Source organism: Synechococcus sp. R50.1, from assembly GCF_047462115.1.
GTDB lineage: Bacteria > Cyanobacteriota > Cyanobacteriia > Thermostichales > Thermostichaceae > Thermostichus.
Genome location: NZ_JANSIN010000012.1, coordinates 23,289 through 37,595 on the forward strand (window position 1 = coordinate 23,289; position 14,307 = coordinate 37,595).

11 protein-coding genes are annotated in these 14,307 nt (G+C 56.9%); 8 read left to right on the top strand and 3 right to left on the bottom strand.

Annotation, left to right across the window (positions count from 1 at the left end):
• The first annotated feature begins 109 nt into the window (after window positions 1-109).
• From NW870_RS05065 to NW870_RS05080, 4 genes are all read left to right on the top strand, one after another.
• Window positions 110-1,072 carry an ABC transporter permease gene (locus NW870_RS05065; protein WP_414358333.1) on the top strand — a complete coding sequence of 321 codons (963 nt, stop codon included), beginning with the start codon at window positions 110-112 and terminating at the stop codon, window positions 1,070-1,072.
• Between the two features lie 50 nt (window positions 1,073-1,122).
• The gene (locus tag NW870_RS05070) at window positions 1,123-2,052 is read left to right on the top strand and encodes an ABC transporter permease (RefSeq protein ID WP_414358445.1); all 930 of its coding nucleotides are present in this window, start codon (window positions 1,123-1,125) and stop codon (window positions 2,050-2,052) included.
• Window positions 2,053-2,214: 162 nt separating this feature from the next.
• Window positions 2,215-3,639, top strand: a complete 1,425-nt coding sequence (locus NW870_RS05075; RefSeq protein ID WP_414374240.1) for a hypothetical protein — start codon at window positions 2,215-2,217, stop codon at window positions 3,637-3,639.
• 134 nt (window positions 3,640-3,773) lie between these two features.
• Window positions 3,774-4,469: a DUF1614 domain-containing protein gene (locus NW870_RS05080; protein ID WP_414374241.1), complete on the top strand. Its 696-nt coding sequence runs from the start codon at window positions 3,774-3,776 to the stop codon at window positions 4,467-4,469.
• Here the strand turns inward: NW870_RS05080 and NW870_RS05085 are convergent.
• Both NW870_RS05085 and NW870_RS05090 read right to left on the bottom strand, forming a co-directional pair.
• Entirely contained in the window at window positions 4,466-6,640 is a 2,175-nt protein-coding gene (locus NW870_RS05085; RefSeq protein ID WP_414374243.1) for a caspase family protein, read from the bottom strand. The genes NW870_RS05080 and NW870_RS05085 overlap by 4 nt on opposite strands.
• Window positions 6,641-6,906: 266 nt before the next feature.
• Window positions 6,907-7,785, bottom strand: coding sequence for a lysostaphin resistance A-like protein (locus NW870_RS05090; RefSeq protein ID WP_414374244.1), 879 nt, complete (start codon window positions 7,783-7,785; stop codon window positions 6,907-6,909).
• A gap of 210 nt (window positions 7,786-7,995) precedes the next feature.
• Here NW870_RS05090 and NW870_RS05095 point away from each other — a divergent pair, with 210 nt between their 5' ends.
• Window positions 7,996-9,939: an ABC1 kinase family protein gene (locus NW870_RS05095; RefSeq protein ID WP_414357462.1), complete on the top strand. Its 1,944-nt coding sequence runs from the start codon at window positions 7,996-7,998 to the stop codon at window positions 9,937-9,939.
• On the opposite strand, the gene NW870_RS05100 is transcribed toward NW870_RS05095, so the two are convergent.
• Complete coding sequence (locus tag NW870_RS05100) at window positions 9,936-10,334, bottom strand: hypothetical protein (protein ID WP_414330450.1); 399 nt, start codon at window positions 10,332-10,334, stop codon at window positions 9,936-9,938. The two genes, NW870_RS05095 and NW870_RS05100, sit on opposite strands and share 4 nt — an antisense overlap.
• A gap of 509 nt (window positions 10,335-10,843) precedes the next feature.
• Here NW870_RS05100 and NW870_RS05105 point away from each other — a divergent pair.
• The 3 genes from NW870_RS05105 to NW870_RS05115 all read left to right on the top strand — a co-directional run bounded on the left by NW870_RS05105 (window position 10,844) and on the right by NW870_RS05115 (window position 14,074).
• Window positions 10,844-11,734 carry a prephenate/arogenate dehydrogenase gene (locus NW870_RS05105; protein ID WP_414374246.1) on the top strand — a complete coding sequence of 297 codons (891 nt, stop codon included), beginning with the start codon at window positions 10,844-10,846 and terminating at the stop codon, window positions 11,732-11,734.
• A gap of 69 nt (window positions 11,735-11,803) precedes the next feature.
• Window positions 11,804-12,553, top strand: coding sequence for a cytochrome c biogenesis protein CcdA (locus NW870_RS05110; protein ID WP_414374248.1), 750 nt, complete (start codon window positions 11,804-11,806; stop codon window positions 12,551-12,553).
• 111 nt (window positions 12,554-12,664) lie between these two features.
• Window positions 12,665-14,074, top strand: a complete 1,410-nt coding sequence (locus tag NW870_RS05115) for a cytochrome c biogenesis protein (RefSeq protein ID WP_414374249.1) — start codon at window positions 12,665-12,667, stop codon at window positions 14,072-14,074.
• The last annotated feature ends 233 nt before the right edge of the window (window positions 14,075-14,307 follow it).

Here is a 14,307-nt window from a genome sequence, read left to right on the forward strand (position 1 = left end):
TCCCTTGCCTCTTTTTTTCCTCTCTGGGCAAGAAAGGCTTTCCCCTAACATTTTGCTGCCAACATCCCTACCATGATGGCATTGCTTTCATTTTTGTCTCTTTGTTTTTATGACGCGCTACTTGATTAATCGCCTGTTGATCTCCATTCCCACCTTGCTGGCCATCAGCATCGTGGTGTTTGCCATCTTGGCTTTGGCACCTGGGGATCCCATGGCAGAATTTGCCACCAATCCTGCCATCACTGCGGAAGTACGGGAGAACATTCGCCGTTCTTTGGGGCTAGATCAGCCGATTTACATCCGCTATGTGAAGTGGCTGTGGGCTTTTATGCAGGGGGATATGGGCTTTTCTTTTACCAGCCGCAGCCCCGTGTTGAACTTGATTTTGCAACGGTTGCCCACCACTCTTTGGATAGTTGGCACTGCATATATTATCGGCGCATTGCTGGCGGTGCCTTTGGGCGTGATCTCTGCCCTGAAGCGCTACACCCTCTTCGACCAAGTGGTGACGACGCTGGCTTTTGTTGGCTTTTCCTTGCCCACCTTTTTTACGGGTATTTTGTTCATCATCATTTTCAGTGTGCAACTGCGCTGGTTCCCCTTCATCTACAACAGCACGCTGCGGGTAACCGATTGGGCAAGTTTTGTGGCCCAGGTGCGCCAATCGATCATGCCTGTGACAGTCTTGGTGTTGTTCCAGGCAGCGGTGCTGATGCGCTTTGTGCGAGCCTCAATGCTGGAGCAAATGAACCGGGATTACGTACGGACGGCCAGGGCCAAAGGCTTGCAAGAATGGGTGGTGGTGAATCGGCACATTTTGCGCAATGCCTTGATCCCGGTGGTAACCCTGGTGGCCCTGGATATTCCATCCGTGTTTACCGGAGCGCTGGTTACAGAGCAGATTTTTCGCGTACCTGGGATCGGCGCTTTGTTGGTGGATTCCATCTTCCGGGGCGATACGCCGGTGGTGATGGCCATCACCTTTATCTACGCCATCTTGATCGTGATTTTCAATTTGGTGGCGGATATTCTCTACAGCATTTTGGATCCGCGGGTGCAGTATACCCGCTAGGGATCCGGCTCTTCAACAATCTTTCACCCTCAAACTTCTAGAGGTGTCCGATGTCTGCTTCGATCCCTGCTCCCCCTCAAGCCAACGTTCAGGAACGCCCCCCGCGTACCCTGTGGGGGGATGCCTGGCGGCGCTTTCGTCGGGATAGGCTGGCCCTGTTTGGGACGGCCACCTTGCTGCTCATCATCTTGGGATGTGTGGTGGGCCCGCTGATCTACACAGCTTCCCCCAGCCAGATCGACTTTTCTCGTTCTCAACTGCCCCCCAGTTGGGCCCATCCCTTTGGCACCAACGACCTGGGACAAGATGTCTTGGCGCGGGTGTTGCGCGGCGGGCGAGTATCGCTTTCAGTGGGCATTACCTCAATGCTGGTGGCCATTACGATGGGCACCTTGATCGGGGCGATATCGGGGTTTTATGGGGGTTGGATCGATGTGGCCCTGATGCGGTTTACGGATTTGTTTCTCTCCTTGCCGCAATTGCCGCTGTTGTTGTTGGTGATCTTTCTGTTTCGAGAGAGCTTGCGACGCTTGGCAGGGCCAGAAACGGGGATTTTTATCCTGGTGGTGCTGGTGATCGGCAGCTTGAATTGGATGTCGGTGGCGCGGCTGGTACGGGCCAGCTTCTTGAGCGTGCGGGAAATGGATTTTGTCTTGGCGGCTCGCGCCATTGGGGCTCCGGCCCGTCGGCTGATCTGGGTGCATATTTTCCCCAATGTGCTCAGCCCTGTGATTGTGGCGGCGACGCTATCAGTAGGGACGGCGATCATCACCGAGTCAACGCTGAGCTTCTTGGGGCTGGGGTTCCCGCCGGATGTGCCCACTTGGGGCAGATTGCTCTTCGATGCCCGCAATTACCTGGAGCAAGCGCCCCACATGGCCTTCTTCCCCGGACTGATGATTTTTTTGACCGTGCTGAGCATCAATTTTGTCGGGGATGGATTGCGAGATGCCTTGGATCCGCAAATGCGGCAACGGTGAAGTTCGTTGTTTTTCCTTCTGATTTTTTGAAACTTAACAAAGCTCCAAAGGACTCCTCCTCAAAATATTATACTATATAGAATTTTTGTATTTCTTTCACGGTTCTGGCATCAGCGGTTATCCTTAGTTCCAACTCCTTCTCGCCCAACGCTCTCTGTTGTCATGGCTAAGCCCTTTAACGTCCACATCGTTACTGCTCTCGCGGCTGCCGCCATTGCCTCTCTGCCTCAGCCAGCTTTTAGGAGAGCTCTCACGGTGGCTCTTGTAGCAGGAGCTGGCAGTGTAGCGGCTCAGAAAGTAGAGCGTAACAAATCACTGGCAGGATCCCAGGCTCAAAGAGGTCAGGTTGTCTTAGAGCTGCCTCGTCCTTCCTTTGAGCAATTTCAGGAAACGGAGGATCAGCTTCTACAGAAGGATGAGGAAACCCAGAGACAGGCACCAGAGCAGCTACGAAGCGCTCAGGCAGAGAACCTGGAACCGGGGAATCAAGCTGCACAAAAAGAGGAAGAGATCCAAAGACTGTTAGTGGATCTGCAAAAATGGCGGCAGTCCGCTACAAATTTGTCTCAGCAAGTTCAGGAAAAAGAGCATCTGCTGCGTAGTAAGCAAGACGAACTTGCACAGCTACAAGCTCGGCTTCAGCAGAGCAATGAGCAAATCCAGGCTCTGAAAGCGCAACTGGCTCAGCAGGCTCATTCGATTGAAAAGCTTCAGCTCCAGGAGCAGAGAATCAGGGATCTCTCTCAGCAAATAGAAGAAAGGAAGCAGCAACTACGCAATTACGAAAGCCAGCTCTCTGAACTACAAGCTCAGCTCCAGCGGAAGAACGAGCAAGTCACAAGCCTGGAAGCTCGGGTAGCTGAGCAAAACTGCCTGATTGAGAAGCTCCAACTCCAAGAGCAAAGAGCTAGGGATCTCTTTCAGCAAATTGAGGAGAAAGAACAGTGGCGGCAAAGTTACGAAAGGCAGCTTTCAGATCTGCGACGCCAGCTTCAACAGAAAGATGAAAAACTACAAGAATTAGAGATAGAACTAGAAGACCGGAACCAAAAGATCAAGAGTCTTGAAGAGGAGAGAGATTTTCTTAATTTAAGTGTAGAAGGTTTTCAAAAGACTCTGTCTGTGCAGTACCAATGCAAAGGGGATAAACGTTACAGAGAGCAGATCTTATCAGAATGTGATATAGTATTAAGGCTAGAAAATGAGAGAGACTTTTACCCACAAGAGGCTAAGAGCTTTATCCTGGAAATTCTACGCAGGGCAATTAACCAAGTGCACCAAGAAAGTCGAGTTCAGCATATCCTTAAAGACTTAATCCAGAGTAACGATGCATGTGAGGGCGACAGTTGCCGCCAAAGCATTAGAGAATTCGTAGACCACTGGTTTTGTGACTACCGAAAATGGAGTAATCGTGCCGAAAAAGAGCTTCAGAATTTTGGTTTTGAGCTTGTTTCAGAATCCCCTCACATCAAGATTTGCTTTTATGGGGATCGACGTTATTTGATTACCCTGTCTAAGACTGCTGGAGATTGGCGTGCCGGTCTTGAAATCGCTCATGATATTCGCAACAAAATCTTCGGCCTATAGACTGAGTAAAGCCGATTGCAGACTTATTTCTCATTCAAAGGATAGAGATCCCACTGGTTACAGACCTTGCCCGAAAAAATCACACTCAGTCTTGATAGGCTGGAGCTGACACCCGAGCGCCAGGGATCCCTGCCATGTTCTACCTGCCGGTCTCGCTGCTGTTGTTTTTCATGCTGGTGTTGCTGCTGCCTTTCCTCTGGCTGGGGCTGGCAGTGGATGTGGTGGCGCTGGCGGTGGGAAAGCTGGGGTTCTCGCGGGAGGGAGCGCTGTTACTGCTGCTGGCCATCCTGGTGGGCAGCTCGGTCAATATTCCCCTCTATCGAGTGAAATGCGAGGTGACGCTGGTAGAAGACCTAGCTAGCTTGTGGATGCGGCAGTTCTGGGGGATCCCTTTGACCAAGCTTTCCCAGGAGACGGTGATTGCCTTAAACGTGGGCGGGGGGCTGATCCCGGTGCTCTTGGCCCTATACCAATTTGGGCGGGCCGATAGCGTGCTGATCCTGGCGGTAACGGCGCTGGTAACCTTGGTCAGCTACTATGCTTCCCACGTGGTGCCCGGGAAAGGACTCCGTCCCGCTGGCGCGATCGGCATTCAGATGAATCCTCTAATTGCCCCAGCTACAGCAGCCTTGGCCGCTTTGTTCTGGGCTGGGGATCAGGCGCCAGCGGTGGCCTTTGCCGGCGGGGTTTTGGGTACCCTTATCGGGGCGGATCTCCTGCACTTGCCGGAGGTGTTGCGGCGCAATTGCTCAGGCATTCTCAGCATTGGCGGGGCCGGGGTTTTCGATGGTATTGCCCTCTGTGGCTTGTTTGCCCTGCTGCTGAGCTAAACCAGCAAATAGGTAAGGGAAAGGGTGATGGATTGGGCGGGATCCAGCCAACGCAAGTCGGGATCCCCTAAGGACTCCGTCCCGCTGGCGCGATCGGAGGCACGCTGAGTCAACTCCTCGAGGAGCGTTTGCGTCCATTCCAGCGGCCCATTGAGCAACATCGGCGAACGGGCTACCCCCAGTTTGCGGGCCATAGCCTTGAGGGCTTCCAAGCTGGCGGACAGGGGGCGGGTGCTGGCCACAAACAACAGCTCCGTCAGCCCTTGGGCATGACAGGTGAGCAAGTCAGAGCTCACAGCAGAGCGCAGCTCGCCATCGACCTCCGGCAAGGGTGGCAAAGTTAAACTGCTCTTGGCTTCCAAGCGAAGAGGTGTGGTGAAGTTGTCCTGAGGCAGGGGGGCCAGCAGGTGCAGTTGTCCGGTCGGGTCGATCAGCAACAGGTAGCCGTAGAGATCCTGCTCGCTGTTGTTGCAAAGGGTGAGATGCAAGGGATCCCCTCGCGTAAACCGCTGCATACCCACCTCAGCAGGAGCGGAAGTTGCGGACTGGACAAGGCGTGCCGCCAACGGGGGAGCTAAGGACTCCGTCCCGCTGGCGCGATTGGCAGCTCTACCTTTGACAGCCAACTCCGCCACCACTGCCAAGGAAGAGGAAACCGCATTGAGAGTGGTGCGCAAACGTTTGGCAGCCAGCAGATGGGCAAGACGGGGAGCTAACCGCTGGACGGCCATTGCTGCAGCCTCTCCTGCTGGGCCACAGGAATTCAGGAGCAATTCTCGCCCCGGCCAGAACAGGCTGTAGCTGTTCACTTCCAGAGGCTTGAGCAGGGTATCCGACCGTTCGCGCCAGCGGGACGGAGTCCTAAAAGCAGTGGCCATTTCCGGGGTGATGCGGCCCAACAAACAGTCCACCTGTCGCTCGCGGGGGTTGGCCGTTTCCATCCAGCTGTAGCCGGCAATGGCATTGGTCAGATCCACCTTTTCAATGCGGCCCAGGTTCTCCTCTAGGCCAACCAAAAGCTTGAGCGTGCTGGAGAGGCCGCGCAGCTGCTCCCGCAAAGGTGTGCCCACAGGGGGAAGCTGCCCTTCCGGACTGGCCATCTGAACCTGAGCCAACAGCCCACTGCGAGAACGCATGAGCAGCGGCGTCGGCGAAGAGGCGGAAGGATCGGCGGGAATGGGAACCAAAAGAGTACCCGGCTGCAAACCACACAGGGCCGCCGATGGGATCCCGCCCAACCACACCTGAGCCCGATTCCCCTTCACTTCTTGGACTACCCCGCTCACCCCTGCCTGCGTGGGCGCAAGAAAATAGGGGTGAATGCGTCGGGCAGTGTCTTGGCCTTCCAAGGTGGGGCGTTGGCAGGCGAATAGGCCCAGCTCTCGCCGGCTAACCACTTGGTTAAAGGCCACCAGCAGACGAGTGGCAGGCGTGGTTTCCCACAGGTACTGCGTCAGCAGATAGGTGAGTACCCCAGCATAGAATCCTGGCCAAGCGGCTTCTGCTGCCAAGTCCTGGGGAGTGGTGGCCGAAATCAGCAAGCCCTTGGGCGGAGACGGCCAAACCCGCTGCGGCTCCGAGGAGTCCGAGATCGCGGCTGGGGGACGGGAACGCAGTTGCAAGTTGCCTCGCACCGACGGCGAGACATAGGTAAAGCCACAGTCCAGAAGGGTGGTGATCTGGGCAGTGCCCAAGCCTTCCAAAAGCCGGAAAAAGCTGTCTAGCTCCATTGCTGCCACTCCCTCAGAGCTAGACAACAGCAGCACCGGCTGCCAACAGTTGGGCGCGGATCCCAGCCGCCACTGGCCATAGCCGCTAAACTGCACCACTACCGTTTCAGCCGTGTGACCTTGACCCCCCAAGTGCTCTGCAAAGGCCGATTGGATCCCAGCCGGCGTGGCTGCCCCATCGGTAAGGGTGAGAATGTCTGCCGGGTCAAAACCAAAGCGATAGAGGAGTAGCTCCCGCTGCAACTCCACATCTGTCAAACACCCTTGTAGCGCGGATCCCTCACCAAGGTAGCGGTTAATACCGATGAGAACAGCCAGCTTGCGGGAGCCAGCCGCCAAAGCTTGCCCATATCGCTCAGCCCGGCCCCTCAACCAGCCAGGGGACAGGCCAAGACCGGCAGCAACCAGGAGGAGTTTTTGCAGAAAAGACCGCCTTTCCATGTTGACCCTCTGGGTTGACCCCCGGCCCAACGACTACCCCATCGGCCAGCGAGCCACAGCTAAACTTTGCACTGGAATCTGTTGCTGCCTATTTCAGGATATCCCCATCCACACAGCTTTTTCCCGAGATCGAGTGACAGTTTTTGGCGTTTTCTTTGCATTCCTTATCAATCAAACCTCCGCTACTTCCCATGGGGATCCCACGGCAGCGCTCTTCTGTCAGACAAGTCCGTCAGACAGGAGGGAAAGTGTGAGGAAGTCAATACTCAGCGGTTCAGGAAATAGGGCAAGCAAGCCCCACGCTCCGGCCAATGGAAGCGGACGAAGGGAACCAAAATGAACCTAGCTATCCCCAGACAGAACAGGCCAAAGTAGAGGTGGAAAGCCCCGACTGGATCAGCTGGTTCCATCCTTCCCCCTCCTAGGGATCCCAGCGCTAAGGCCAAGAGATTGTTCAAGGCATGAGCCAAGACAGGCAAGGTCAGGGAGCGAGTCTGCAAGTAGAACAGGCCCATCACCAAGCCGAACACCGTCAACCCGACTGGGTTGGGGTGCAGCAGGCCGAACACCACAGAAGAAGCCAGTAGCCCTCTGGAGAGGCCCCACTTGAGGCCCCAGCGGTGTAGCAAGATGCCGCGAAACAGCCACTCCTCCGTTATGAGGGCCACCACCCCAATCGAGAGCCAGCGCAACCCCTGATACACCTGCGGCCAGGCCATTTCTCCATCCTCTTCCCCCAGTGAGTGCAGCATCGACTCCGCCAGCTCCGGCGCAGGCAGGGATACCAGGTAGAGCATCAACAAAGTTGTGCCCAGGGAGAGCACCAGCAAAGCCGGCACCACCCGCAGCAGGGATCCCCAGGGAATAGCAGCCCGCCAGTTGCCCCACAGCCGCCTCATCTGCAGATGGGCTTGCTGCCCCCGCCGCCAGCTCCAAATACAGGTGAGGACAAAAGTGGAGCAATAGACCAGGTAGGCCAGCAGTGGATCATCCGGTGGGAGATGCAACATCTGGGCCAAAGCCACGGCTCCCAAACCCACGCCCAGGTTGATCACCAAGAAGGCCAACAGCAGGTGGCGCGCCTTAAGGGCTGCAAATCCGGTCGAACTCGGCTCGGCAGGCGGCAGAGGGGGGGATCCAGACACAAAGGCAGAGATCGCGGTTTTCCCATTTTAGGTTTGGCGGGGATCCCCGTAGGTGGGCTGCTGTCACCTTCTCCGGGAGAGGATGAAGATCCTTTTCTGAAGGTTTGGCTGGCCTTTTCAAGCCCAATCGAGCAGGCCGGTGGCCGCCTCCAAGAGTCGCCAGGCTGAGCCAGCAAGTTAAGATGTGTTACGGAATCCGTTGGGGCATCTATGGGCGCAACACCGTCAACACCGGTAGTGACAACAGCAGCGAGGCAGCATAACTTGGGTTCCGCAGCGGCGGACTCTCCGGTTATGACCATCCCGCCAGCAAATCTGGGAGTGGCACCGGAGTTGAGCCTGCGTTATGACCCAGAACAGTTGGCCAAGCAATATCGAGGGCGCTGGGATCTGGTGGTGCGGCGCCTGTTTCAGTTGATCACCCCTTTTTTGGGCTTGTTGGCCTGGGTGTTTTGGGATCGCTGGCGGGGAGTAGAACTGAAGAATCGCCCGAAACATGCGGCCCGGCTACGGGAGATCCTCACGGAATTGGGGCCGACAGCCATCAAAATCGGCCAAGCCCTCTCCACCCGTCCCGATCTGGTTTCGCCCCTGTTTCTGGAGGAACTGGCCAAACTGCAGGATGAGCTGCCCCCCTTTGACAATGCCATCGCTTTTGCCCTCATCGAGTCGGAAATCGGCAAACCCGTAGACAAAATCTTTCGAGAAATCAGCCCCGAACCGATTGCCGCCGCCAGCTTGGGGCAAGTGTACCAAGCCTACTTGCATACCGGAGAGAAAGTCGCCGTCAAGGTGCAGCGGCCCGATTTGATCGGGCGCATCTCTCTCGACATGTACATTGTTCGCAGCTTGGCGCTGTGGGCCAAAAAAACTTTCCGCCGCATCCGCAGCGACCTGGTAGGCATCGTCGATGAGTTCGCCGGGCGCCTTTACGAAGAGATGGACTACACCCAGGAGGGCCGCAATGCCGAGCGGTTCCTGGCCCTGTACCGTCACCCCTCCATCTATGCCCCCAGAATTTACTGGGAGTACACCCGCACCAAGGTGCTGACGATGGAGTGGATTGATGGCATCAAGCTGACTCAGGTTGACAAAATCGCTGCTGCGGGGCTGGATGGACGGCACTTGATCGAGATCGGTGTCAATTGCTCCCTCAAGCAGCTTTTGGAAAATGGCTTTTTCCACGCCGATCCCCACCCGGGCAACCTCTTGGCCATGTACGACGGGCGGCTGGCCTATATCGATTTCGGCATGATGAGCACCATCGCGCCCCATCAGCGCTACGGCCTGATCAAGGCGATTGTGCATTTGGTGAACCGAGACTTCGCCGGGCTGGCCCAAGACTACGTGGACTTGGAGTTCCTGGATCCAGATACCGACCTGACTCCCATCATCCCTGCTCTGGAAGCTGTCTTCGCCGAAGCGATGGGCAAATCGGTCTCCGAACTGAATTTCAAGAGCATCACCGATCGGCTCTCGGGGGTGATGTACGACTTTCCCTTTCGAGTTCCCGCCTACTACGCCTTGATCATCCGCTCTTTGCTCACCCTGGAAGGGATTGCCATCGGCCTGGATCCCAACTTTAAGGTGTTGAGCGTGGCCTATCCCTACGTGGCTCAGCGCCTGCTCACCGACCCGGCCCCGGAGCTGCGCGTATCTCTGCGGGAGCTGCTGTTTAACCAGGGGCAATTTCGCTGGAACCGCCTGGAGAACCTGCTGCGCAACGCCGTCAACAGCGAGGATTTTGACCTGCAGGGATCCCTGGAAAAGGCCGTTGATTTTATCTTTTCTGAGCGGGGCGCTTTCCTGCGGGAGCGCCTAGTGGATGTGCTCTTTTCCAGCTCGGGATCCCAGGGTGGCTCAGATGGCTTGGCTCATTTGCAGCGTCTGTGGGAACTCCTCAGCAGCAACCCGAGCTTTCAGCCGCTGCAGCTTCTGCCGATTGTTGCCAAGGTGGCTGCCAAACCGGAAGCTCAACAACTGGGCCGTCAATTGGCCTCCCGCTGGTTGCAACGCTCGGCAGCTCGCCTCATCCGCGACCTGCTATTGCCGGATACAGAAAAGCCCAGTTCACCCTCTTCCCTCAACGGGCGTGGCGGGATCCCTGGGCCAGCAACCTCTGCTTCTACCGCTCAACTTCCCCTTCCGGCCTAGCTCAGGTGCTCTTGGGGGGCAGTATCGCTGTTGGGGTTAACAGAGGCCAGAGCCAGCGTAATCCACTCGGAAAATTCATCGCGGCGGAAAACCTGGGGGCGGGAGCGGGGGCCAAAACGCAGCAGGCTGGGCATGCCGTGCTCCTTGAGTCGAGACTGTAGCCAGGTGCCCACACCGGTTTTGCCATCGTTGGGCATTTCGGTTTGGAAGTCACTGTACATCAACAACAACTGGCTGCGAGATTGGAGCACCGCATTCTCTTGAATTAACTTCGGCAAGGAGAGATGGGTGGCTGAGACTGCCCCTTTGCTCCCTTTGGCCGATTCACGACGACGGTCGCGCGGGCGCGGGTTAGTGCTTTCACGGCTCTTGCGGGTTTTGGGTTCACTAGGCATAGAATCTCCTAAACGACAGAGTGCTCCCCAACGGGGGTTAAAGCGGGAACTCGCAGGCCAAAAGCCGAGCCCGCTGTGAAAGTGGCTCGATGGGTACAGTTCTGGAGAATCGCTGAGAAGAGGGACACCTGCTCTTGAGTAAGCGAAGAAGAACTGCGCTGAGCCGGCACGAAAGGCTGGGATCCCTTCGGCGCAACAGCAGTCTACAGCGGGCCGAGCTCCTGCCAATACATCCAAGGCCTGCCCTTGTTTTTCCTGTCGGAGGCCAGTTTGGCTACCACGAATCCGCAGGGCAAGCAAGCCCGGATGTTACCCCTATATTGACTTAAAAATGGACAAGTGGACAGTCCCTGGCCGAGAATTTAGCTGCTGCGGCGGGAGCTTCGGAAGGAACTAGGCTTGCCCGCCGGTGGCGAGTATCGCTGAGCTACGGGAGCAGCCTCCTACTACACCTGGAAGCGGTTGTTGGTGGTGTCCAAAAAGGAGTTTCACTGGCTTACTGAGATACTATGCGCATTGCCATTGTCGGGTTGGGGTTGATTGGCGGATCCCTGGCCCTCAAACTGACCGAAAAGGGATATCCCGTCTGGGGGATAAGCCGCAACCCGGCCACCTGCAAACAGGCTCTGGAACGGGGTGCTGTCCAAGGCTGTGGAACCGAGTTGGCCCAGTTGGCTCGCTTTGATCCGCAAATGGTGCTGATCTGTACCCCTCTGGAGCAGGTGTTGACCACGCTAGCCGCCCTGTTGCCTTATTTGTCGGCAGAAACCGTGGTGAGCGATGTCGGCTCGGTTAAGCAGCCCATCGTTGCTCCGGCAACCGAATTGTGGCCCTTGTTTGTGGGGGGGCACCCCATGGCCGGCAAAAGCCTGCAAGGGATCCAAGCGGCAGAAGCTGACTTGTTTCGGGGGCGGCCCTACGTGCTCACTCCCATCGCCGAGACCCAACCTCAGGCTCTCGATGCGGTGAAAGAACTGATTGCTGCTGTTGGCGCAGAAGCTGTCCTCACGGATCCCGCACGCCATGACCGAGCGGTGGCCTGGATCAGCCATTTGCCAGTTATGGTCAGCGCCAGTTTGATCGCAGCGGTTAGCCAAGAAGGGGATCCCGCGATTCTGGAATTGGCCCGCACTTTGGCCAGCAGCGGATTCCGCGATACCAGCCGTGTTGGCGGAGGGATCCCGCAATTGGGTTTGGAGATGGCCCGCCACAACCGGCAGGCGCTGCTGACTGCCCTGAGCAGCTACCAAGCCCAGTTACGACAGATAGAGCGGTTGATCGATGGCGAAAAGTGGGACGAATTGCTCCGGGTGCTGCAACGAACTCAACAAGAATGGCAGCAGTTCCCGGTCAACCATCCTCGCGAAATTCTCCACAACCTGGGCGGTGGGAATGGATAGCAAAGATATCTTGAACGGGCTCGGGGATCCTTACATGCTACCTTGAGCTTATGTGGACAGATCGAGCTTATGTTGAGCACGGCTCAGCTTTGGCTTTACCAACTGGAACAATGGGCAACTGAGCTGGTGCAGTTTCAACTGCAGCACCTTTCTCCCGTCAGTCTGCTGGTGGTGGGCTTGGCCGGCTTGCTCACCAGTCTTTCCCCCTGCACGCTGTCTATGCTGCCGGTGACCATCGGCTACATCGGCGGCTACACCCCCGCTTCTGAGGAAACGACTGGGGAAGGGCGGCGGCAAGTTTGGGCTCAATCTTTGGGTTTTGCGGCTGGGGTGGCTTTTACCCTGACCCTGCTGGGTTTGTCGGCAGCTTTGCTGGGTCGCGTTTACGGACAAACCGGATCCTTCGGGCCTGTTGTGGCGGGGGGAATTGCCATCTTGATGGGGCTGAACTTGTTAGAGGTGATCCCCCTGCGTTTTCCCGATGGGTTTAACCGCCTCGAGATTCCCGGAGAATGGCCCAGGTTAGGCCGGGCAGTGTTGCTGGGGTTAACCTTTGGCCTGGTGGCCTCTCCCTGCAGTACGCCGGTTTTGGTGGCTTTGCTGGCCTGGGTTTCCACCACAGGGCAGCCATGGGTAGGGGGTGGGCTGTTGCTGGCTTACGGGCTGGGGTTGGCCTTTCCCCTGCTCCTGGCGGGGGTGTTTACCGGAGCGGTGAAGCAACTGTTGGCCTTGCGGCGCTGGTCGGGCTGGCTCACTTATGCCAGTGGGGTGGTGTTGGTGGGGTTCGGCAGCGTAACAATCTTGTCGGCTTGGGCCTAAGGGATCCCTGCTGCTGCAGGCTAAGATGGGGCTACACCTACAGCACCCTGTTGAAAACTGCGCCTTGCCTGGCAAAAACGGCGATCTGAATCTTGAGCCGACAAACTTCTCATGGTCATATACTCTCTCCCGCTTGCCCGCTGGGTTTCCTCGCTGCGGCGGTACTTTCGTCATGAGCTGCTGCCGCTGCTGGCGGATCTGCGCCTGGCCATTGGCCTTTTGTTGGCAATTGCGGTCTTGAGCGCCACCGGCACGGTGATCGAGCAAGAGGAAACGGCGGCTTTTTATCAGGCTCACTATCCAGAGCATCCGGCCCTGTTTGGCTTTCTCACCTGGCGGGTGATCCTGAGCTTGGGATTGGATCACGTCTACCGCACCCCTTGGTTTCTGGCCATTTTGATCCTGTTCGGCAGCAGCCTTGCCGCCTGTTCCCTGACGCGCCAATGGCCGATGTTGAAGGGGGCCCGCCGTTGGAGCTATCTCACCCGCCCGCAGTCTTTTCAGCGCCTGCCCTTTTGGACTTATCTGCCCCAACAATCCTTACAAGGGCTGCCGCAGCAGTTACGTCGACAGGGCTATCTGGTGTTTCAGGAGGGCCATTACCTCTACGCCCGCAAGGGGTTAATCGGCAGGATCGGCCCCATCTTGGTGCATGTCAGCATGCTGCTGATCTTGCTGGGGGCCATTTGGGGCAGCATTGGCGGCTTCAAGGCCCAAGAACTCATTCCCAGCGGCAGCGTGGCTTCCATTCAACACTTGACCGGAGCAGGGGATCTGGCTCGCGCTCACTTGCCTACCTGGCAAATTCGGGCCAATCGCTTCTGGATTGACTACGCTCCCGATGGCCGTGTCAAGCAGTTTTATTCCGACCTCTCGATCTTGGATCAGGGTCAGGAGGTCAAACGTCAGACCATTTCCGTCAACCATCCTCTCTCCTACCGGGGTGTGACCCTTTACCAAGCCGATTGGAGCATCGACAGCATCCGCATCCGCATCAACAACAGCCCCACTTTTCAAATCCCGGTGGTGCCGGTGCGTACCGAGGCAGGCAACAAACTCTGGGGCGCTTTTGTGCCCACCCAGCCGGACATGAGCCAGGGACTCACGCTGCTGCTGCCGGATTTGCAGGGGACAGCCCTGCTCTACGACACTGAAGGGCAATGGATGGGATCCCTGCGCCAAGGCATGAGCTTGGCCCTCGACGAAATCGCTCCCCAACGCTTCCCCAACCCGCTCACTCTGCATCTGGATGAGGTGATCGGCGCTACCGGACTGCAAATTAAATCGGATCCGGGGATCCCTGCGGTGTATCTCGGATTTGGGCTGTTGATGGTGGGGGTGGTGATGAGCTACTTCAGCTACAGCCAAGTCTGGGCCTTGCAAACGGAGACGGGGCTCTACTTGGGGGGCAAAACCAACCGGGCCTTGGTCACCTTCGAGCGAGAATTCGACCGCTTGGTGGAGCAACAAAAGGTCGCCTTCTCTCTTTCCCAGATCCCGGTGGAAGCTGAGATTGGCTAGACGCAGCTTTTTCCGGCGAAACCAGCCTCCTGCCCAATAGGGATCCCATCTATACAATCCAGGGATCCAGTGAGCGGCGCTGTTGGCTCCAGAGGGATCCCATTGGTTGAGACGGGCTTTCTCTGGGTTGACTTTGAGGGGATGTTCTGGGGCTTCCCAACATGAAGATGACCCTGAGGAAAATACAAACTACTGTTTCAGTTTCCACATACTTCTCCACATCTCGAAGGTTT

What these genes read in the sequence shown, in the direction of transcription:
- NW870_RS05065 (WP_414358333.1), top strand. Translation starts at nt 110, where the DNA reads ATGACGCGCTACTTGATTAATCGCCTGTTGATCTCCATTCCCACCTTG.
- NW870_RS05070 (WP_414358445.1), top strand. Translation starts at nt 1,123, where the DNA reads ATGTCTGCTTCGATCCCTGCTCCCCCTCAAGCCAACGTTCAGGAACGC.
- NW870_RS05075 (WP_414374240.1), top strand. Translation starts at nt 2,215, where the DNA reads ATGGCTAAGCCCTTTAACGTCCACATCGTTACTGCTCTCGCGGCTGCC.
- NW870_RS05080 (WP_414374241.1), top strand. Translation starts at nt 3,774, where the DNA reads ATGTTCTACCTGCCGGTCTCGCTGCTGTTGTTTTTCATGCTGGTGTTG.
- NW870_RS05085 (WP_414374243.1), bottom strand. Translation starts at nt 6,640, where the DNA reads ATGGAAAGGCGGTCTTTTCTGCAAAAACTCCTCCTGGTTGCTGCCGGT.
- NW870_RS05095 (WP_414357462.1), top strand. Translation starts at nt 7,996, where the DNA reads ATGGGCGCAACACCGTCAACACCGGTAGTGACAACAGCAGCGAGGCAG.
- NW870_RS05100 (WP_414330450.1), bottom strand. Translation starts at nt 10,334, where the DNA reads ATGCCTAGTGAACCCAAAACCCGCAAGAGCCGTGAAAGCACTAACCCG.
- NW870_RS05105 (WP_414374246.1), top strand. Translation starts at nt 10,844, where the DNA reads ATGCGCATTGCCATTGTCGGGTTGGGGTTGATTGGCGGATCCCTGGCC.
- NW870_RS05110 (WP_414374248.1), top strand. Translation starts at nt 11,804, where the DNA reads ATGTTGAGCACGGCTCAGCTTTGGCTTTACCAACTGGAACAATGGGCA.
- NW870_RS05115 (WP_414374249.1), top strand. Translation starts at nt 12,665, where the DNA reads ATGGTCATATACTCTCTCCCGCTTGCCCGCTGGGTTTCCTCGCTGCGG.